This window comes from Bradyrhizobium sp. USDA 10063, assembly GCF_054063735.1.
Genome location: NZ_JBSSGP010000001.1, coordinates 59,037 through 79,382, shown reverse-complemented (window position 1 = coordinate 79,382; position 20,346 = coordinate 59,037). Strand labels below are relative to the sequence as shown.

16 protein-coding genes and 5 pseudogenes are annotated in these 20,346 nt (G+C 60.4%); 8 read left to right on the top strand and 13 right to left on the bottom strand.

Annotated features, from left to right (window positions below):
• Window positions 1-34 precede the first annotated feature (34 nt).
• The 4 genes from ACVJGD_RS00340 (at window position 35) to ACVJGD_RS00325 (ending at window position 3,647) form a co-directional block, all read left to right on the top strand.
• A complete protein-coding gene (locus ACVJGD_RS00340; RefSeq protein WP_456632547.1) occupies window positions 35-409 on the top strand; it encodes a sigma factor-like helix-turn-helix DNA-binding protein in 375 nt (124 codons plus the stop codon).
• A gap of 88 nt (window positions 410-497) precedes the next feature.
• Window positions 498-1,721, top strand: coding sequence for a tyrosine-type recombinase/integrase (locus tag ACVJGD_RS00335; protein WP_456632546.1), 1,224 nt, complete (start codon window positions 498-500; stop codon window positions 1,719-1,721).
• On the top strand, window positions 1,718-2,662 hold the full coding sequence (locus ACVJGD_RS00330) for a tyrosine-type recombinase/integrase (RefSeq protein WP_456632545.1): 945 nt from the start codon (window positions 1,718-1,720) through the stop codon (window positions 2,660-2,662). The genes ACVJGD_RS00335 and ACVJGD_RS00330 overlap by 4 nt, the downstream gene beginning before the upstream one ends.
• Window positions 2,652-3,647, top strand: a complete 996-nt coding sequence (locus ACVJGD_RS00325) for a tyrosine-type recombinase/integrase (RefSeq protein WP_456632544.1) — start codon at window positions 2,652-2,654, stop codon at window positions 3,645-3,647. Before ACVJGD_RS00330 ends, ACVJGD_RS00325 begins: the two co-directional genes overlap by 11 nt.
• A 96-nt stretch (window positions 3,648-3,743) precedes the next feature.
• Here ACVJGD_RS00325 and ACVJGD_RS00320 read toward each other — a convergent pair.
• From ACVJGD_RS00320 to ACVJGD_RS00290, 7 genes and pseudogenes are all read right to left on the bottom strand, one after another.
• Window positions 3,744-4,112: pseudogene (locus ACVJGD_RS00320) on the bottom strand (sigma factor-like helix-turn-helix DNA-binding protein); the annotation flags it as partial.
• Window positions 4,113-4,272: 160 nt separating this feature from the next.
• Window positions 4,273-5,385 (bottom strand): annotated as a pseudogene (locus ACVJGD_RS00315) (IS5 family transposase); the annotation flags it as partial.
• A gap of 311 nt (window positions 5,386-5,696) precedes the next feature.
• A pseudogene (locus ACVJGD_RS00310) lies at window positions 5,697-6,248 on the bottom strand (transposase); the annotation flags it as partial.
• Window positions 6,249-6,359: 111 nt separating this feature from the next.
• Complete coding sequence (gene tnpC / locus ACVJGD_RS00305; protein WP_456632543.1) at window positions 6,360-7,958, bottom strand: IS66 family transposase; 1,599 nt, start codon at window positions 7,956-7,958, stop codon at window positions 6,360-6,362.
• A 100-nt stretch (window positions 7,959-8,058) separates the two neighbouring features.
• Entirely contained in the window at window positions 8,059-8,412 is a 354-nt protein-coding gene (gene tnpB / locus ACVJGD_RS00300; RefSeq protein ID WP_259192484.1) for an IS66 family insertion sequence element accessory protein TnpB, read from the bottom strand.
• A complete protein-coding gene (gene tnpA / locus ACVJGD_RS00295) occupies window positions 8,393-8,839 on the bottom strand; it encodes an IS66-like element accessory protein TnpA (RefSeq protein ID WP_456632542.1) in 447 nt (148 codons plus the stop codon). The genes tnpB and tnpA overlap by 20 nt, the downstream gene beginning before the upstream one ends.
• Window positions 8,840-8,923: 84 nt before the next feature.
• Window positions 8,924-9,298: pseudogene (locus tag ACVJGD_RS00290) on the bottom strand (transposase); the annotation flags it as partial.
• Between the two features lie 99 nt (window positions 9,299-9,397).
• Here ACVJGD_RS00290 and ACVJGD_RS00285 point away from each other — a divergent pair.
• A protein-coding gene (locus ACVJGD_RS00285) for an IS630 family transposase (protein WP_456632516.1) occupies window positions 9,398-10,340 on the top strand; the annotation gives its coding sequence in 2 pieces (ribosomal slippage) (window positions 9,398-9,736 and window positions 9,738-10,340; 942 coding nt in all).
• 23 nt (window positions 10,341-10,363) lie between these two features.
• Here ACVJGD_RS00285 and ACVJGD_RS00280 read toward each other — a convergent pair.
• Window positions 10,364-10,781, bottom strand: a pseudogene (locus ACVJGD_RS00280) (transposase); the annotation flags it as partial.
• 74 nt (window positions 10,782-10,855) lie between these two features.
• On the bottom strand, window positions 10,856-11,920 hold the full coding sequence (locus ACVJGD_RS00275; protein WP_456632541.1) for an IS630 family transposase: 1,065 nt from the start codon (window positions 11,918-11,920) through the stop codon (window positions 10,856-10,858).
• 380 nt (window positions 11,921-12,300) lie between these two features.
• On the opposite strand from ACVJGD_RS00275, the gene ACVJGD_RS00270 reads away from it, so the two are divergent.
• Both ACVJGD_RS00270 and ACVJGD_RS00265 read left to right on the top strand, forming a co-directional pair.
• Entirely contained in the window at window positions 12,301-13,065 is a 765-nt protein-coding gene (locus ACVJGD_RS00270; RefSeq protein WP_456632540.1) for a reverse transcriptase domain-containing protein, read from the top strand.
• Window positions 13,066-13,087: 22 nt separating this feature from the next.
• Window positions 13,088-13,318 (top strand): reverse transcriptase domain-containing protein, encoded by a 231-nt coding sequence (locus ACVJGD_RS00265; RefSeq protein WP_456632539.1) that lies wholly within the window; start codon window positions 13,088-13,090, stop codon window positions 13,316-13,318.
• A gap of 805 nt (window positions 13,319-14,123) precedes the next feature.
• On the opposite strand, the gene ACVJGD_RS00260 is transcribed toward ACVJGD_RS00265, so the two are convergent.
• The 3 genes from ACVJGD_RS00260 to aepX all read right to left on the bottom strand — a co-directional run bounded on the left by ACVJGD_RS00260 (window position 14,124) and on the right by aepX (window position 18,087).
• A complete protein-coding gene (locus ACVJGD_RS00260; RefSeq protein WP_456632538.1) occupies window positions 14,124-15,149 on the bottom strand; it encodes an IS110 family RNA-guided transposase in 1,026 nt (341 codons plus the stop codon).
• Between the two features lie 86 nt (window positions 15,150-15,235).
• Entirely contained in the window at window positions 15,236-16,582 is a 1,347-nt protein-coding gene (locus tag ACVJGD_RS00255) for an IS5 family transposase (protein ID WP_456632537.1), read from the bottom strand.
• Between the two features lie 641 nt (window positions 16,583-17,223).
• A complete protein-coding gene (aepX, locus tag ACVJGD_RS00250) occupies window positions 17,224-18,087 on the bottom strand; it encodes a phosphoenolpyruvate mutase (protein WP_456632769.1) in 864 nt (287 codons plus the stop codon).
• A 529-nt stretch (window positions 18,088-18,616) separates the two neighbouring features.
• On the opposite strand from aepX, the gene ACVJGD_RS00245 reads away from it, so the two are divergent.
• Window positions 18,617-18,955, top strand: coding sequence for an HU family DNA-binding protein (locus tag ACVJGD_RS00245; protein ID WP_456632768.1), 339 nt, complete (start codon window positions 18,617-18,619; stop codon window positions 18,953-18,955).
• A 297-nt stretch (window positions 18,956-19,252) separates the two neighbouring features.
• Here the strand turns inward: ACVJGD_RS00245 and ACVJGD_RS00240 are convergent, their stop codons facing one another.
• Window positions 19,253-19,672: a globin domain-containing protein gene (locus ACVJGD_RS00240; RefSeq protein ID WP_209943960.1), complete on the bottom strand. Its 420-nt coding sequence runs from the start codon at window positions 19,670-19,672 to the stop codon at window positions 19,253-19,255.
• Window positions 19,673-20,346: the final 674 nt, after the last annotated feature.

Genomic DNA, 20,346 nt, shown 5'->3' with positions numbered 1-20,346 from the left:
GCAGAGGATTGAGATGCCGACAGAGAGACTGTCCATGCGCCACATTCGCGAAGTTTTACGCCTGCACTACAGCGTCGGCATGTCGCAGCGCGCGGTTGCCCGCAGCCTCGGCTTGGCCCAGGGCACGGTCAACAAGTACCTCAACCTGGCGCGCCGGGCCGGCCTGACCTGGCCGTTGCCGCCGGAGCTCAATGACGATGTCCGGCTCGAGAACCGCCTGTTTCCGCCACCGTCCGATCTGCCGAGCGATGAGCGTCCGCAGCCGGATTGGGCGCTCGTGCATCGCGAGCTGCGGCGGAGGAACGTCACGTTGATGCTGTTGTGGGAGGAGTATTGCGACTCCAAGTCCGACAGCTTCAGCTATTCGTGTTATGTTGCGGCCAAATTTATGTTGTGCAAGGAGCCATAATTGCGGGGAGCCTGAACACTGGGGGCATTGTTCACGCAACATAATTCGACGTCTGAGTAGCGAACCATTTGTCCAATGGAGCCTCGCTATGGATCAGACGATTTATTCCGTCCCCTTGACCGTGCCCCACCGTGATGACGCGCCATTCACCGACGAGCGGCACCGATACCTTCGCCACTGTGCAGAAGCCGGCGCGACCGCAGCTTCTCTCAGAGTCAAGCGGAACGAACTGTTGCGGATTGCCGCATATCTCGGTCCAGATGCTTCGGAGGGCATCGATATCGAGGCGCTCCAACGGATCGCGACCGAGCGTCTGCGCCTGACGGGGGCTGTCACCGCAGCACGAAGAGTGGTCGACATCGGACGACCTTGGCTTCGATTTCTCGGTTGGTGGCGTGAACAAACCGTCGTGTTTCAGTACCAGAGCCAACTCGACCAGTATGTGACATGGATGCGCAATGAGCGCGGTTTTACGCCATCGACGGTGGAGCAATGGAGCCGGATCATCGGTAGGTTCCTACGCTGGTGTGATCAGACAAGCCGGCAACTTAGGGACCTTCAGCCTGGGGACGTTGACGCCTATTTCGTTACCCAGGCGACGGGACGATGGTCCCGCGTTTCGGTAGCCAGCACAGCCTCTGCCTTGCGGGGATTTCTGCGCTACGCGGCAAAGCGGGGAATGTGTACGGATCGCTTAGCGGCCTCGATTTGCCGGCCTCGGCTCTATCGACAGGAGTCGCTGCCGTATGCCCCAGATTGGTGCGACGTGCAGCGCATGTTGGCCGACGCCGAGACTGACACCCCCCGGGACATCCGTGATCGTGCGATCCTGCTGTTGCTCGCGGTCTACGGGATGCGCAGCGGCGAAGTGGCGGCATTGCGCCTCGATCAGATCGACTGGCCGGGTGGGACGCTACGGCTTTTCCGCCTGAAGCGCCGTCAGCCGCAGATCTACCCGCTGGTTCCCTCTGCGGCTGAGGCGCTCGCCCGCTACATCGACACGATGCGGCCGCTATCATCGTGCCCGGAAGTGTTTCTCTGCATGCACGCGCCCCGTCGGCCGTTGAAGGCAGGGAGCATCTATGATGTCGCTAACCGCAGATTTGTTGCACTTGGAATCGACGCCGCCCACCGCGGTGGCCATGCGTTGCGCCACGCCTGCGCCTCCCGGCTTCTTGCCGAAGGTCTGTCGATAAAGGAGATCGGGGACCATTTGGGACATCGCAGCGCGGCGTCAACCAGCATCTACGCCAAGGTGAACATGCAGGCGCTTCGCGACGTCGGAGCGTTCGACCTGGGAGGCCTCCAATGATGCTGACCCATGTTGTCGACGCCTATCTGGCCAAGCAACGGTCACTGGGGCCGCGTTTCGAGTCCGCTGAGGTCCTGCTCCGCAGGTTCTGCCGAGCGATGGGCAATCGAGATATCGGCGAAGTCACCCCAGAGGCGGTAGCCGAGTTCCTCCAAGGCAAAGGATCGCTCAGTGCCACCTGGATGCTGCGATATAGAGTTTTGAGCGGCCTTTATAGATTCGCCATCAGTCGCGGGTACGCGGCATCCTCCCCACTGCCGACAACGTTTCCAAAGCTGCCGCCGCAACAAACGCCCTATGTTTATTCCACGGAAGAACTGCGCCGCCTGTTGGACGCGACCTCGATCCTGAAGATTGGGCATCGCCCTCACGTGCCAGCTATGTACCGTACGCTCCTCTTGTTGCTGTACGGAAGCGGCATGCGCATTGGCGAGGCGCTTCGTTTGGTCTTGCAAGACGTGGATCTGACTGATCAGGTCATCACCGTCCGTGACACGAAGTTCTTCAAAACGCGCCTCGTGCCAATCGGACCCAAGCTCAACCAGGAACTGGTCGAGTACGTCGAGCGCCGTCGCCGGCTCCCTCTGCCGCGCGGGCAAGAATCTCCATTATTCACTACGCGCGGCAGTCGACCATGGCACTATGTGCGGGTCATCTCCTGGTTTCAGCATGTCCGCCGAGCGGCCGGAATCAGTTGCCCTGTCGGTGAGCCTCGATCTCCACGGCTGCACGATATTCGCCACACAGCCGCGGTGCACCGGGTGATCGCATGGTATCGCTCCGGTCAAGACGTGCAGCGACTGCTTCCGCAACTGGCAACCTACCTTGGCCACATCGATATCCGTTCAACCCAGCGCTATTTGCAGATGACGCCGGATCTCCTCCAGGCAGCCAGCGAGCGCTTCGCTCTGTACGCGATGGAGGCCGACCATGAAGGATAAGAACCTGCTTGGTCCGTGGATCCGGCGGTTCTTGCTGGAACATCTGGTTGCCGAGCGCAATCTTTCCCGCAACACCCAAGCCAGCTACCGCGACACGCTGACATTGTTGCTGCCGTTTGCCAGCAAGCAGGGAGGCTGCGCCATCGATCGCATGACCGTGGAAGAGCTGACGCCGGAAGTCGTCCGCAAGTTCCTGGACCACCTGGAGCGCGATCGCCGGTGCAGCGAGGTCACCCGCAACCAACGGCTGGCGACCATCCATTCACTGGCGCGCTTTATCGGGACGAGTTCGCCGGTTCACCTGGCCTGGTGTTCCGAGATACGGGCAGTGCCGTTCAAAAAGACGGCCAGGTCCGCGATCGGATACCTCGAAAAGGCCGAGATGGACGCGTTGCTAAACCAACCTGACAGACGCACGAGTCTTGGGGTGCGCGACCATGTTCTGCTGCTTTTCCTATACAACAGCGGTGCTCGCGCCGATGAGGCAGCAAAATTGACGGTCGGCAATCTCCAACTGGGTGCGTCCCCGTCAGTGCGACTTCACGGCAAGGGAAACAAGATTAGAATCTGTCCATTGTGGTCAACGACGGCAACCTCATTGACTCGTCTTGTGGCCGACCGGAACGAAAGTGAAGCGGTCTTTCTCGGGCGGACGAACCAGCCTTTGACCCGCTTCGGAATACACCGTCTCGTGACGCAATATGCCGCAATGGCGAGCGAAACAGTGCCGACGTTGGCGGCGAAGCGTGTGAGCCCACATACGGTTCGGCACACAACGGCCGTGCACCTGCTGCGCGCCGGCGTCGACATCAACACAATCCGTGCTTGGCTGGGTCACGTGTCATTAAACACCACGCACATCTATGCTGAAGTCGACCTGGAGATGAAAGCAGAGGCGTTAGCCAGGGTCGATATCAGTAGCCTGAGGCCGCCGCCTCGGCAATCCTCTCTCCCGTCGTTGATGGCATTCCTGAAGGCCCTGTAGGCCGAAAGGTCACACTCTTATGTTGCGGAGCGAGCCGAGGAGGTTGGCGAAATCCTTGGCTCACTCCAGCAGCGACAACATAAATCTGGCCGCAACATAACACGTGTAACCATAGCCGTCGGGATGCGCCGTCCGGTATTCCTGCCACAGCAGCGTCAGCGTCACGCCCTTGCGCTTGAGCTCCTGCGCCACCCGTGGCCACTCAGGCTCGCTCAAGTCCTGCGGGGGGCGCCCGACCCGCCGGAACAAGGCTCGCTGCAAGGCTGCCTCGCTCTCGTAAATCGGCGGCAGCGGCCAGCTCAAACCCGCTTCACGCGCTCGCAGCAGGTAGGTGGCAACCGAACTCTTGCTGATCTGCAGCCGTTCCGAGATCTCCCGAACCGACAGGTCCTGCTCGTACGTCAGCCTCAGGATCGATCGTAGGTCCTTCACTGTGGTTCGTTTCGCTTGCTTCCGTCTCGGCATTGCCCCTCTCAAACTCAGCTTGAGAGAGAACATTGCCTGAACGGCGCTCCCGAAAACCAACCTCCCGCAACTGTCCGCGATTTAGCGGAATCCCTGTCCCGGAATTACTGAAATCGCTGTCCGCGAATCAGCGAAATTGCTGTCCGGAAATTGCCGAAACACGCATGATGACGCCGAAGACGCCGCGCTTCTGGCCGGAGATGAAGACGCGGCGGGGATTTTGCGCGTCGTGGCCGCGGTATCCTTTGTCGACGTAGGCCCGCTCGATCGCACAGCCGGTGAGTGTCTCGGTGCGGTCAAGGACGTCCCGCAAGGTATGACCGTCGTACGGGTTGTCGGGCAGGGACTTGGCGTGCAGCACGAACAGGCCACCGGGAGCCCGGCGAGTGTTGGTGACGATGGAGGCCTTCACCCCGAACTCATAGGGCGCGGCGGCCTTGCCCTTGCCGATGCACTCGACCTCCGGGGCGTGGAAAGAATAAAGCTTGAAGCCGCGCTGGCGCTGCTGCTGCGAGCGGATCTGGGTGGCTCGGCTCAGCGGCAGGGCGAATGCCTCTTCCAGCGCAGGCTGGCTCTCGGTCTTGCGACGGATGTCGCGGATGATCCGGCCCAGCCGGCTGCGCAGGATGCGCAGCTGTCGCTGATGCCGGTTGAATTGTTTGGCATGGGCATAGCGGCCCGCCATCATCGCCGCGCTTTTGGCCACGCGAGCATAGGATTGCCGCAGCCTGATCCCGTACTTCCTAGCCAGGCGGTTCAACCCGCGGATCGCTGCATGCAGCAGTTTGGCATCGGTCGGGAAGCTGATGGCCTTTGGCTGCACGGTCGTGTCGACCGTGACCCGCTTGAGGTCCTGGCTGCGCAACGCACCGGCCGCGTGCGCCACCCGAAGGCTCTCGGCCAGCAACCGCTCAAGCCTGTCGCCGAGCCGCTTGCGCCAATGGCTCAGGTCTGAGCGCTCGTGCGGGAAAACGTGCTGGAAAAACTCTTCGCCGGTGAAGAACTGGAAGTACGGATCGTGGACCCAGCGCTCGCACACCCCCTCATCGGACAGTCCGTAAATATGCTTGAGCAACAACAGCCCGATCATGAAGCGGGTCTCGATCCCCGGCCGGCCGTTCTCGCTGTAGAGCGGCGCGATCTCGCCGTCGATCCAGTCCCAATCGATCTTGCCGGCGAGCAGAACCAGCTCGTGCTTCATGTTGATGATCTGGTCCAGCCGTGCTCGGAACAGATCGTTCGATCCCGTCGTCTTGTGCTTCTTTGGCCGCATCGTCCCCTCGATGCGCCACACAAGCACGGTTCACAGCGAAGGGGAATCCACAAAACGAATTTGCAAGGTTTGCGGCGCTCAAGCCTCAAATCCCTGCAATCTCAAACGGCCCTCAAGCCCAAAAAACAGACTCTCGCTCAATCGCTTAGAGGCTTGTTCACGGGCAACTCTGTATATGCGGGCCGGGCTCATCGCGATTGTGAGCTCGCTGGTTTTGTTCGTAGTTGGGTGCGTCACCCTGCCCGCCAACCTGCACAGCTAGCTAGCACTACTTTGGCACTTTAGTCTTCGCGATATTTGCAAGGAGCAGGTCACAGTGAGGACATCGTCGGGGTGGAGGTCGTGTGAAGAGGTCGAGGATCGCTTGCCTGATGGCCGGCATGCTTGGTTGTGGTGGCGGTCCTGAGATTCTTTTTTTTCCGTCCCGCTGCTTTGAGGCGGCGGGATTGGAGGAAGGCGTAAGCGATCATCGTCATCAACGCATGTCGATGTAATCCCGTCCAGGATCTACCTTCGAAGTGGTCGAGCCCCAGCTCCTCCTTGAGCTGCTGGTGAGCCTGTTCACAGACCCACCTGGCCTTGATCGTGGCAGCAAGCGTCTTGATGGTGGCATCGGCCGGCAGGTTCGACACATAGTATTTTTGCTCCCCGGTCGACCGGCGCTCGCCGACGAGCCAGACCTCGTCGCCAGGCATGCACTGCATACGGTTATTGATCATCCGGCGCTTATGGCCATCCGCAACGCGGACACGGCGGGCCGTGAAGAGACATGTGAGCCGACCTTTGGTGCCCCGCCGCCAGCTGACCCTTTGCCATTTGCCTTCGGCCAACAACGCTTCAGCAGAGACCGGTGGCTGATCAGGGGTAAGCGCGCATTTTACTGCACAGGCTGCGCGCAGGTGGCCGCGGCGTGGTGTGACGCCGGGCCGCGGCGGGATCATCGGAACGGCTTGGTTGACCTGAGCGTTCGAACGTCAGCCGTTGTTCGCAGCTGGCAGGTGTTTTTGAGCGGTGCAGTTGAACGGCAACAGATCTTCGATATCGGCGTCGGGCGCACGCTGAGGCAATTCAGTGAGCGCGTGACGTAGCCATGCATAGGGATCGACGTCGCATGCCCGGCATGTCAGCACCAAACTGTAGATCACGGCGCTTGCCTTGGCGCCGGCAACGGTGTCGCTGAACAGCCAACTTTTTCTTCCGGTGCAAAACGGCCTGATGTCGCGCTCCAGAACATTGTTGTCGATCGGGGCAAGACCGTCACTGGTGTAGCGGGTCAGATAGTCCCATTGGTTGCGCGCATAGGCGATCGCCTTGCCGGTCAAGCTTTCGGGCAGGACCTTCGGCGCCTGGTCGTCGAGCCACGTCTTGAAGGCGGCCAATACCGGCAGGCTATGCTGCTGGCGCAGCCGCAAGGTGTATGCGGCGCGCGTTTCGCCGTCGGGCGGCGTCAGGCGCGCCACCCTCTCGACCTCATACAACGCCTCGAAGAACTTGAGCGCTTGCAATGGCGGACCGCCGGGCGTCTTCCTGGCCTTGAGCGCATCGGTAAATTTCCTGCGCGCATGCGCCATACAGCCGAGATGGGTCGCGCCTGTCAGTGTGCGCCAGGCGTCATAGCCATCGCTCATCAACAAGCCGCGATGGCCGGCCAGGAACGCCTGCGGATACTCCTGACCGCGACCGGGCTGGTAATCGAACAGCACGACCGGCTGCGCGCAGTCCTGGCCGCTGCGGTAGGCCCACATGAAGGATTTGGCCTGCGCGTCCCGGCCTTCCTCTTTCAGAACCTGGACCCAGGTTTCGTCACCGTGGACCAGGGGCTGTGCCCTGAGCTTTTGCTGTAGCGCGTCATAGACCCGATGCAGATGCAACTCGCTCGCCCGGATCACCCAGCTGCCCAGCGTCCCGCGGCCGATGCTGACGTCGGCGCGCCCCAGCGCGTCCGCCACACGGTACAGCGGCGTGCCGTCGACGTATTTGTTGGCGAGCACCAGCGCCAGCGTCGATGGCGTGGCGACGCTACCCGGCAGCGGCTGCGCCGGCATCGGCGCGGTCACAATCGGGGTGTTCAGCGCGGTGCGCTCGCAGTGACGGCAGGCATATTTGAACCGCACATGTTGCAGCACCGACGCCTTCACCTCGACGTGCAACTGCTCGGTGACGGTCTCGCCCATCCGATGCATCCGATTTTGGCAGCACGGACAGTTCTTTTGATCCTCACCCAGATCATATTCGACGCGTTGGCGCGGCAGATCGTCAGGCAGCGGCTTGCGGCCGCGTGTCTTCGGCGCCGGCTTTGGAGCCTCCGGCAATCCCGTGTCCGGCACGGCGACCGCCTCGACATCGCCGTCGTCCCGGCTTTCAGCGGCGGCCTGCTCGGCTTCGTTGAAGATGCGCTCCTTGAGCTTTTCGCTCTTCGGCGCGTAGCGGTGCAAGCGCTCCAGGCGCAACTGCTCCTCAAGATGCAGGACGCGTTGCGCGAGTTTCTCGTTCTCCGCCTTCAGCGCCGCGATCTCGGCCGCGTGCGCCGCGATCAGGGCTTCCAGCTCGTGCGTCGTGGGCTTGCGACTCATCGTAGTCTTGAATCGAAGTCATGCCGCCGCGTCAACCGGGTTCCATGTAGTTGGCGGCGTCATCCGATCGCGCCGATGACGCCGCGCGCATCGAACACTGTCAGCCCACGCTCTGATATTGCCGCACCGGATGGCGCCGCACCGCCGCGATGTCGATGCCGTCAAGCAGCCAGTGCAGCTCCTCCGTCGTCAGCGTCAGCACCGCCTCCTGGCTTCGGGGCCAGTGGAATCGGTCCGCCTCCAGCCGCTTCAGCAGCATCCAAAATCCCGACCGATCATAAATCAGCAGCTTGACCCGGTCGCGACGGCGATTGCAGAACGCGAACACGGCGCGCTGGAACGGATCCAGCCCCATCGACTGCTCGACCACGATCGCCAGGCTGTTGATCCCCGCCCGGAAGTCAATCGGCGCGCGGTGAAGGTAGACTCGAAGATCAGACGCCAGCCGGAACATCGCAACGCCCCAGCGCTTCAATCACCGCCGACAACAACTGCGCGTCGCCGCCTTCCAGCGAAAGCGTCACGCCGTTGGGCATCGATGCCGTCAGCCGCCCAGCAGAGGATCGCTCCGTAGCGCAAAGGGCGATAGCGCCGGCAGATCGGGTTGGCGACCGCGACGGCGCGCTCACCGGAATAAACGCCGGCGCAATCGCCGCCCGCGCCTCCGGCTGGCCATTCCCGTTCTGAAGTTGTCGCTTGGCAACCCACTTCCGCAGCAGGTTCGCGTTCACGCCGTGTTGCAACGCCAGCCCCGCCAGCGACACGCCAGGCTGCAGACAGGCCTCGACCAGCCGCTGTTTGCTCGCTGGATCATAGCGACGCCGGCCATTCCGCAACATGCCGAGCGTCTCAAGCTTAAAAGGTTCTTCTGCAGTGATCATCGATGGTGTCCACCTTGTTCATGGTGGACACCTCATCCCATCCGGGTTCTCAATTGCACAGGTGCGTAGAAAAAAGCGCTTACGATCAGGGATGTGGTATTTGCGAGGCTTTCCGGTCTTCGCGATGGGGAAGATCAGGGCAACGTCGGCGGGATAGACGTTCTGGCGCCGCGACAGACCCACCGCCCACAGCAGACCGCGCTCGCTCAAAGCCTGACGGAAAGGCCCGCTGGAGCCGTACCCTGAATCGGCAAGCACACAGCCGAAACGCGCACCAGAGGCGATGACGCGGTCGATCTCCTTGATCGCAATCTCCGGCTTTGTCAGAGCAGTCTGTCTATCCTTCGGCACACCGGCCCGCGCCATGCGCTTAGGATCATCTGTCCAGCTCTCGGGCAGGAACAGCCTCAGGCCCACCATCACCGGCACCTCCCCCGACGCCAATGTTAGCGAGACTAGAGCGGTTTCCAGTTGATGTGAATCAGAGCGTCACAGGGGATTCCCTTGGACTTGCAAATCAGATTCGGTGTCACCTGCGGCAACATGCGGGGTCATACGATGGCGAAGGGATACTCCAATGACCTCAGGGTGCGTGCGGTTGAGCTTATCGAGTCCGGCGAAAGCGCCCGCGAGGCGGCGCGCATTCTCAACCTCGGCGCTTCGACGACGATCCGATGGATGGATCGCTGGAGGAAGACCGGAAATGTCGAGGCCAAGCCCGGCGCCGGGCACAGCCGCTCGCCGTTGGAGCAGCACAAGCAGTGGCTGACCGAGTTGATCGCCACGGAGCCGGACCTGACGCTCGAGGAGATCCGTGTGCGTCTGCGCTCCCAGAGAAGGCAAAAGGCCGGCATCGGTTCGATTTGGCGCTTCTTCGACCGTCACGGCATCACCTTCAAAAAAAACATTGCACGCCGCCGAGCAGGATCGGCCTGACGTTGCTGCCGAGCGCGCTGCGCTGAAAGCTGAGCAGCCCAAGCTGCGTACGCCGCGCCTCGTCTTTATCGATGAGACCGCGGTCACGACGAAGATGGTCCGGCACTATGGGCGTTCTCCTCGCGGTAAGCGCCTCGTCTCTGACGTACCCCACGGTCACTGGAAGGCACTGACGCTTGTTGCCGCGCTGCGCATCGACGGCCTCACGGCGCCCTATGTCATCGACGGTGCGATGGATGGGCCGTCGTTCCTGGCTTATGTCGAGCAGGTTCTGGCGCCGACCTTGCGCAAGGGCGACATCGTCTTCATGGACAACTTGCGCACTCACAAGATCGTCGGCGTCCGCGAGGCGATCGAGGCTCTCGGCGCCCGCGTGCGCTATCTGCCGGCCTACTCGCCCGACCTCAATCCAATCGAACAGGCATTCTCCCGGTTGAAGGCAGCGCTGCGCAAAGGCGCCGCCCGCACGGTCGACACCCTGCTCAAACTCATCGGCAAGCTCGTCAGGTCGTTTGCGCCGCAGATGTGCGCCAATTACTTTAGACATGCCGGATACACCAAATGATCCACATCATGTGGAAAACGCTCTAGCGATTGACAGTTGGCAGTCTTTCCGAGCGACGAGGCATATTGTGGCGCGACGCCAATTGAGTGACGTCCCTTCTTGGGCAACGCCGTATCATCGATGACAAGAAAACCCGCATCATCGCCAACCAATCTGTCTGCCTCCTTCAGCAGGGCAGCCTCGAGTGGAGCACTGTCCCAAACTCCGGCAGCGACAAAATGATGGAGCTGATCGTAACCCACCCCGCTGGCGCGTGCCGCCATCGGTTGAACGCTCTTGCGGTCTCCTGGACCAATCAAACCCGCGACGTAGAGAGGGCACATCCGGGCCCGCGTCTTGTGCCTTAGCGCCGCGACAAACGGCGCAAGCCAGCGATCGAGATCGGCTTGCCAGTCCATGTCCATAGATCGGCCCTCCATAAGCCGACCCCTCATGAATCACGCAAACCCTCTCTTGGGAATCCCAAAAAACTCGTCGCCGCTAAAAATGTGCCTAAGTAGTGCTAGTACCCGGAATCAGAGCTGAGTGATACGGCGACCTTTGAAACGGCGTTGACGGACCTTTTTCTTGGTCCAGACGAAAGGTTCAGCTTTGTCGTTGTACGCGTTGACGTAGGCATCGATGTGGTCCTGAAGCTGCTTAAGGCTTGTGAAGGAGGTGCCGCTGAGCGACTGCCCCTGCAAGATCGAGAACCATACCTCGACCTGGTTGAGCCAGGACGCACTTGTCGGCGTGAAATGGAATTGCACGTTGGGATGGGCCTTGAGCCAGTCCTCGTTCTTCTTGTGGGTGTTGAGGTTGTCAAGGATGACGTGAAGCTTTCGGCCCGGAAAGGCCGCGGTGAGGCTGTTCATGAAATCGAGAAACTCGACCCGGCGACGTCGTTTCGAATGCGTCGCAAGGATCTTCCCGGTGGCGACTTCCAGCGCCGCAAACAGCGTGGTCGTGCCGTGCCGCTTGTAGTCGTGACTTTGCCCGGTCAGGGATCTGCCATTGGGCAGTTTCAGATAGCCCTGCGCTCGTTCCAAGGCCTGGATCGAGGGCTTTTCGTCCACGCATAGGACGATGGCCTTCCTGGGCGGGGCGACATAGAGGCCAACCACGTCGGCGGCTTTGGCCGTAAACTGCGGGTCGTTGCTCTCGCACCAGGACTTGCGAGCCGCCAGATCGATCTTGTTGCTGCGCAAGAACCGCCAGACATATTGCACGTCGACATCGCCAAGCTCCCCAGCCAGCAGAGGCCCAGTCCAGCGCGCGTATCCCGCGGGAGGCGACTTATCGAGCAACTTCAAAATCCGTTTGTCGGTGGCCTTCGTATAGATCGGCTGCTTGCCTGGCAGGGGCTTGCTTTGCAGACCTTCAAGACCATGATCCGCATAGCGATGCCGCCAAAGGCTGACAATCCGCGGCTGGACCCCAACCTCCTTGGCGATCGATCGGGTGCTGCGACCGGCAGCCGCCAAAAGAACGATCCGTGCCCGCTTCAAATCGCGCTGCAACGTCACCGGTGAGCGACAGCATGCCTCAAGCACCTTGCGATCTTTCCTCGAAAGGTGGACTTCTCTTGCTTCGGGTATCATCCCGACCTTGAATCATGACTCAGTGCGCCAGGAGAAGCTGGTGCGATCCAGCCGGTGCAAGACCGGTCCGGGTAAGGCCGTAGCAGGCCGCCCGGTAGTGAGTGTTGCGTGGCCGTCGGCGACGGCGGGTACGAAGCGTACACAGCAATTGTGTGGGGTGTGGGATTGAGCCACGAAACTGATAACAACGCAGGGGTCGAGGCTGTTGAGTCGGTCGAAGGCAACATGTGCGGCACCGCTATGCGAGGTGCTGTCGCCCTGCCGGGGTCGAAGGCCACATCACGCACAAAAGGATCGCAACGGAACCTGGGAGATCCCGCGTTTGACCGGGGCGGCGTAGCCACCTCGGCCCGCATCGGGAAGGCGAGGAGCCGTAGTCGATGATGCACGAACGTGGGAAGTCTGCCCCCGTCATAGTAGCTGTGAAGCCGACGAACAAGGCCGGGCGACCGGCTGCGGAGCCGGTAGAGCCAAGGGCGGGGACCAAGGGGAATGCGGACCAGCAAAACGCACGCCGGGCACAGGACCGGGAAAGTGTGTCAAATGCGCTGGACCGCATACGACGAGTCGCAAGGGAAAGGAAGAAGGAGAAGTTCACCTCGCTCTTCCACCACATCAGGGTCGAGCTGCTCGAAGAGGCGTTCTACGAACTTAAGCAGAATGCCGCACCTGGAGTGGACGGGTTGACGTGGCAGGAGTACGAGACAGCCTTCGAGCGCAATCTCGAGGACTTACATGCTCGGCTCCATCGGGGAGCGTATCGGGCACTGCCGTCGCGGCGAGTATACATACCTAAGCCGGACGGGCGGCAGCGCCCCCTCGCGGTCGCCGCTCTGGAGGACAAAGTCGTCCAACGAGCAGCGCTCGCAGTGCTGAACGCGATCTATGAGGAAGATTTCCTCGGCTTCTCGTATGGGTTTCGGCCTGGGCGCGGCACGCATGATGCGCTGGATGCGCTCATTGTCGGAATCGGCAGCACAAAGGTGAACTGGATATTCGATGCCGACATCCGAAGCTTTTTCGATTCGGTCAGCTGGGAATGGCTGGTCCGTTTCGTGGAGCATCGGATCAAGGACTCGCGGATGATCCGTCTGATTCAGAAATGGCTCAAGGCGGGCGTCCTTGAAGAGGGTGACTGTCAGTGATAGGGGAACTGGGCAGGGTTCGGTGATCTCACCGCTCCTCGCTAACGTCTACCTACACTACACCTTCGATCTCTGGGCCGAGCGCTGGCGACGGCGCGAGGCCACGGGCGACATGATCATAGTGCGATATGCCGACGATCTGGTCGTGGGCTTTGAGCATGAGAGTGACGCCCGCCGCTTCTGGGAAGCCATGCGCGAGCGGTTGCAGGAGTTCTCGCTGTCGCTGCATCCCGGACAAGACCCGACTGATTGAGTTTGGCCGCCATGCGGCGACCAAGCGAAAGCAGCGCGGGCTTGGCAAACCGGAGACCTTCAGCTTCTTGGGCTTCACGCTGATCTGCGGCAAGTCGCGCCGAGGAACATTCCTGATCCATCGGAAGACCCAACGCGATCGCATGAAGGCGAAACTCAAGGAGGTCAAAGGAGAATTGCGACGGCGTATGCACAGGCCGATCCCCGAACAGGGGAAGTGGCTCAAGCAGGTCACCACGGGCTTCTTTGCCTACCATGCAGTGCCGACAAATTTTCGAGCTCTGCTGAGGTTCCGCTCCCATATCAGGGACCTTTGGCTGCGAACGCTACGGCGACGCGGTCAGAAGGACCACACGAGCGGGGAGCGGATACTGAAGCTTGCTGACGACTACCTCCCACAACCTCGGATCCTTCACCCCTGGCCCAATCAGCGATTTGCCGTCACTCACCCAAGGTGGACGCCGTATGCGGGAAAGCCGCACGTACGGTGTTGTGCGGGGGGCGCTCAGTAATGAGCGTCCCTACCGCGAACTTCCCAGGGAAAGTGGGGACTAGTCGACCGTTCTTTAATCGCGGGCACGGTGTCAACCCCGATCGACAAAAATGATCCGCTGCCGGGTTCATGGTTCTTTCCGCGGTCGTCTCGATGCAGGAGCGCCGCATGATGGCGTTCAGGAGGTGTGGCATCCCGATGTTAAGAGCGCGGTGCGTGAAGCCCGCAGGGACGACTTCGGATTGCCCACACCTTCGTCCCGGCAGGGACGCTTGTTCCGCCGAAGGCGGATCTGGGTTGGTTTAAGACTGCTTCATGCGGTGCGCATCTCTGCCTGGAATTCGGTGCCATCGGTCCAGATGGCATGGAGGATGACAGCCATTTTGCGAGCGACGGCAACCTTGGCCTTTTTGGCGCCGATGCGTTTGGCCAGCTTGCAGCCCCAGCGCTTGAGCGCAGAGCCTCGCCTGACAACGGTCAGCAGGACATTCGCGGCCTCGAACAGATAAGTTCGCATCTGGTGGTTGCCGCGCTTGGAGATGCGGCCAGTACGATCCATCTCACCGGATTGATAACGTCTTGGTGTCAGGCCTAGATAGGCGCCCACATCGGCGGAATGTTTGAAACGAGTGGGGTCGTCGATGGTAACGACGAAGGACAGGGCAGTCAGGGGACCGATACCGGGAACGGTCATCATTCGCCGAACAGTTTGATCGCCTTTTGCCACTGCCATGAGTTGCCGATCGAACTTCTCAATTTGCTCAGCCAAACAGGACTGGGCAAGGAGCAACGGTGCGAAAATATCTTGCAAATCCGGCGCTTCAGCAAGCACGGCGTCGACTTTGCGAGCCAGGTTGGTCGAGCCGGCCCTGCCGAGCACTATTCCCAGCCCCTTGCACAGACCGCGCATTTGGTTGTCAATATCTCGCCGCAGGTTCACGAGCTTGGTTCGAGCCGCCAGCATCGAACGGGTTTTCCAGCTCTCCTCCCCCTTCACGGCCGCTTCCCGGTACCATCCCATGCGGGCCATTTCGGCCAACCCCCTGGCATCGTTCTGATCCGACTTGTTGATGCGCATCGATAATGCTGCGTTGGCATGACGCGCATCAAGACAAATGACCGGAAAGCCCAGCGCCCTGAGTTGGTGCCAAAGCCAATTTGATAGCGAGCCCGTTTCAAAAACGATCCGCTCAGCATTGCCGGCATGCCGCCGCAAGAGTTTTGCGATGGCCTCTGGCTTGGTGGGCACGTTACCTTCGAATGTCACGCCGCCGTTCTTGTCCAAGACGCAAATGCTGGTCTCTTCCATAGAGATGTCCAAACCAACGTACTGCTTCATGGCGCTGCTCCCTTTCGATAATCTGCGGAGACCGATCCTACCGACCCTCGTGTCCTCAAGAAGACGTCAGCCGCGATTACGCCATGTTAAGAAGGCGAATTGAGCTGGGCGGGACGGACGAACGTGCGCCATAGCTGGACCAGGATGAGGCACAAGAGTTCTCTGAGCCAGGCGAGGACGCGGCGGAAGTTGTGGCCGACGGCTGAGAGGATGACATTGGCCGCATCGCCGACGCGACCTTTGAGACAGCAGCGGCCGAGGTGACCATCGGTCTTCAGGTGTCCGATGATGGGTTCGATGGCGGAGCGGCGGCGCAGCTCGCGCTTGATGACGCCGAAGACGCCGCGCTTCTGGCCGGAGATGAAGACGCGACGGGGATTTTGTGCGTCGTGGCCGCGGTAACCCTTGTCGACATAAGCCCGTTCGATCGCACAGCCGGTGAGTGTCTCGGTGCGGTCGATAACGTCCCGCAACGTGTGACCGTCGTACGGATTGTCGGGCAGCGACCTGGCGTGCAACACGAACAGGCCACCGGGCGCCCGGCGATTGTTGGTGACGATGGATGCCTTCACCCCGAACTCATAGGGCGCGGCGGCCTTGCCCTTGCCGATGCACTCGACCTCCGGGGCGTGGAAAGAATAAAGCTTGAAGCCGCGCTGGCGCTGCTGCTGCGAGCGGATCTGGGTGGCTCGGCTCAGCGGCAGGGCGAATGCCTCCTCCAGTGCAGCCTGGCCTTCGGTCTTGCGGCGAATGTCGCGGATGATCCGGCCCAGCCGGCTGCGCAGAATGCGCAACTGTCGCTGATGCCGGTTGAATTGTTTGGCATGAGCGTAGCGGCCCGCCATCATCGCCGCGCCTTTGGCCACGCGAGCATAGGATTGCCGCAGCCTGACCCCGTGCTTCCTCGCCAGGCGGTTCAACCCGCGGATCGCTGCATGCAGGAGTTTGGCGTCGGTCGGGAAGCTGATGGCCTTCGGCTGTACGGTCGTGTCGACCGTGACCCGCTTGAGGTCCTGGCTGCGCAACGCACCGGCTTCGTGTGCCACCCGAAGGCTCTCGGCCAACAACCGCTCCAGCTTGTCGCCGAGCCGCTTGCGCCAATGGCTGAGGTCCGAGCGCTCGTGCGGGAAAACGTGCCGGAAAAACTCTTCGCCGGTGAAGAACTGGAAGTACGGATCGTGCACCCAGCGCTCGCACACCCCCTCATCGGAGAGCCCGTAAATGTGCTTGAGCAACAGCAGCCCGATCATGAAGCGGGTCTCGATCCTCGGCCTGCCGTTCTCGCTATAGAGCGGCGCGATCTCGCCGTCGATCCAGTCCCAATCGACCTTGCCGGCGAGCAGAACCAGTTCGTGCTTCATGTTGATGATCTGGTCCAGCCGTGCCCGGAACAGATCGTTCGATCCCGTCGTCTTATGCTTCTTCGGCCGCATCGTCCCCTCCGATGCAACACAGAATCATGATCCGCAGCGAAGGGAAATCCATAAAAACGAATTTGCAAGGTTTGCAGCACTCAAGCTTCAAGTTCCTGCAATCTCAAACGCCCTCAAATCCCAAAAACAGACTCCTGCTCAACTGTTTAGAGGCTTGTTCACGGGGGACTCGCAAGTCGCCGAGCTTCGCAAGGATTGAGGATTCTCGCAGCAACGGAGCCCGAACAAGACTATCCGCTGCGCCACTACAAGGCTCTCCTCCCGTCCACAATTTCACTCGCGGTTGTCTGCTGCGATGTAGGATCTACGGGCTTCTCGAAAACGGCCCCCGCATCTCAGGAATGACGGCTCATCGTCCGCGTTGGTGTTTCTTCCAGAGAGAAATGAGCGTGCAACCCTTGGCGCGATCCTTGGCCCGTGACTGGATGGTCGTTGAGATAGGGAGATCGCGCCGAGATACCACGGCAATGGACAAATCGTCCCCGTAAGGGTGATCTCGGCAGTCGATCGCATACCCACTCTCAGCAGTGACAACGCCGCTGATGAGTGGAATTGAGTGTGATGCAAAGGCGGCTGGTTGCATGGCGGTGGTCCGTCGAGAAAGAGTATGTTGCGGCGCGAATGCGGCGTCATGCCATCAATCAGGAAGGGCGAAGATAGCGCGCTTCCGCACGGGCGAGTTCATCGTACCTCAAGAGGTTGAACACCTCGTCGAGCGTCGCAATGCTCGGTTCAATGCTGATTGTCGTCTCTTCAGTGAGGATGCGATGGCAGACCTGCTGTATTGCCGCTATTGCAGCTCGCATGGAGTGATTAGCCCAGATCACAGTGGAGATACGGGCCTTGCGATACGCAGAAGCCGGTGTTCGATAGTATTTGGTTGGAACGATCACGACCGGTAGCCTGTTCTGCCAGGCACCTGCGAACGCGAGGATCTCGTCCGCGGCGGTCCTTCGCGAGTGAATGAGAATCGCATCGGCTCCTGCGTCGGCGTAAGCGTGAGCGCGCAACACTGCTTCGTCCATTCCATGGCCGCCGATCAGGGCTTCGATTCGGGCTACAAGAACAAGGTCTTCCGCGACCGCATCCTTAACCGCCCGCAGACGGCCGGAGAATTCGTCGGTATCGGCGAGGGGATGTCGCTCGCCAATAAGCGAGTTCGTCTTCGGAAAGCAGCTGTCCTCCAGCGCGACACCGGCTGCGCCACGCTGACGGAGTTTGCGCGCCAGCAGACGAGCATTGTTGAAATTGCCGAAGCCGCCGTCGCCGTCGCCGTCAACCAGGATAGGCAGTTCGGTCGCGTCCACGATTCGCTCGACTGCGTCGACGAGTTGGCTCCATGACGCTTCACTGGCGTCGCGGTAACCCAAAGAGCAGGCAATTGAAAGGCCCGACGCCCAGAGACCTTTGAATCCTACGCGCTCGGCGATCGCGGCGGAGAGGCCGTCATGAGCTTCCATGAGGAAGGAGAGTTCGCTGCTGGAGCAGACTTCGGCACGTAGCATTTGCGAAGATGAGGAGCCAGAGGATTGATCTGGCCGCTTGGCGAGAACAGAGCGTGATTTCTCGTGCATGATGAGTGCCTGCGCGTGCGATTGACCAAGCGAGATTCGTCAGTGGACGCTGACATGTTTCTGTCATCTAGATCAATTGCGAGAATTGGTAGTTGATCGGGTCGCGCCATTGTTGCGTCGTCGCTGAAGATGAGCAGCAATGGTGTCACCACACACGCGGATGATCACAGGATGTGCGACTGGTGCTGCCGATTGAAGCGAGTCTTGCTTTTCCGAATGGGCAGTGAACGCCTCAATGTGGGAGCCTCATGCCAGGTCCGACCGTCTCGCGTTCCACCTGCGAAGCACGCTGGCACGAGCTGATACCTTCCGTTTCGCGATGAAATAACCTCACCAGTGTGAGCAGAAGGCTACCTTGTGCGCGGCGGCGATCAGGGTGAGACTCCGCTCTCATCCTGGTTGTCGCGCTATAACCTTGACAGTCGCCGATGCTTTCGGGGAAATAGCTGCATCCCAAACAATGGTAACAACGGCGTCGATGATCAGGTCAGAGCTCGTTCAACATATCGCCGACAGGCACCCACATCTTCGTCAGCGCGTCGTCGAAAATATTCTGAACGCCATTCTCGATGAGGTCATCGAGGGGCTGGCGCGGGGCGAGCGCGTTGAGCTGCGGGGCTTTGGAGTACTTTCGGCGAAGTACCGGCAGGCTCGCAAAGGCCGTAACCCAAAAACAGGCGACTACGTGCAAATTGAGAAAAAGCGTTTTCCGGTCTTCAAGGCCAGTAGGGCAGTGCATGAACGGCTGAACCGCGACCAGCTCTCGGATGCGATCAACTCCCCGCCTGACGTTGTCTAGCAAGAAGACAGGCCACGCACAGCCTGATTGGTTCCGGAGCCTCTGTCCCGAAATCCGCGAGCAAAGACACGATGATCGACCGGACGATCGACAGGGAGGAGCCGGGGCTCTCCGCTGACGGCAAAGCGGATCGCCGGTTGGTTCTCGCCAAGGCGGGCCGCGAGTGTCGCTCTGCGCGCGACGCGAGGCACGCGCGCTGTTAGTCTAATGTGGCGTTGAGTGTTGTACGCGTCCACACGCGTCTTACGAGCGTCCGACGTGGTCATCCACGAAAATTAGGCTCCTCGCCCGCCGTTGTCAAAACGTACTCTGCCGGCCAGCTGCGCGCAGCATCTCATTCTGGGCGGTGGCGTAAAGCGTCCGCCAGGATTCCCTCAACTCGGGGGTGAAGAAAGCGCCGAATTTGCGCTCAAAGCTCCACATCAGCGCCTCGCCCATTGCGACAAAGTGCGATGGCTGAACGCCAAGTCTGGCGTGCTTGTGACCGGAAAGCGTGATCAGCGATTGGAACATCGGTCTTTCGTCAAGCGAAGCGACCAGAGCGGTGATCATATCCAGCATCTTCATTCGCTGCTTCTCAGCATCGCCGCCGAACAAGCTCCTTGCATCAGGTGCTAGTTCGATGAACCTGTTGTAGCACAGGTCAGCGAGGTCGCGACGAATCGGCCACATCGCGTCAAATGATGTCCTTATAAGGTCGACCTGCTCGGGCGTCATTGATCAGACGAGCAGGCTCGTAAAGAATGGTTTTGTGATCTCATCGACTGAAGGCACCCTCTCGTCAGAAGTGATGATGGAGACAAACTGGTGTTTGCAGTTCCAGCAATGCCAATGATTCTGAACTTCATTCGCATTCACGCGTTCATGCCACTCGAGGGTGACTAATCCAGAACCACAGCGAACGCATTCTATGCGATGTCGTATCGAAATTGGGAGCATGCGGAACCTCTATTCTTATGCACAAGCGACGCATACGTAAGATGGGCGAGAATTTGTAAGCCGTCAGGCACCGGCTAGCGGTGTAGCGGTAAGCCCACTAGTCCAAGAACCGCATGCCGTGGCGAATCAGACGGATGCCAATTTGTCTGTAGAGACTGGCGGTCCCTTTGGAGGTCTGGGTAGGTATTGGCGATCACTTTGCCGGGCGACGTGCGTCTCCCGCCGAATGGCGGAGTCACATTCGTCGCTTGTGGAGGCGGACACTGTGTCGTGCCGGCAGTGACTGGCAGCGCAACCATTCAACAGCAAGTTATCTCGGCGGTCCTCTGTGAAGTGCCGAAGCGCAAGGGTAAGTGAGCCGGCGGCGGGCCGGGTTCACCCAACTTTCCGAAGCGGCAACCCGCCAGCGGGTCAGCAGCTACCGGCTCGCATGAGGCGCAAGCCGGTAGCTG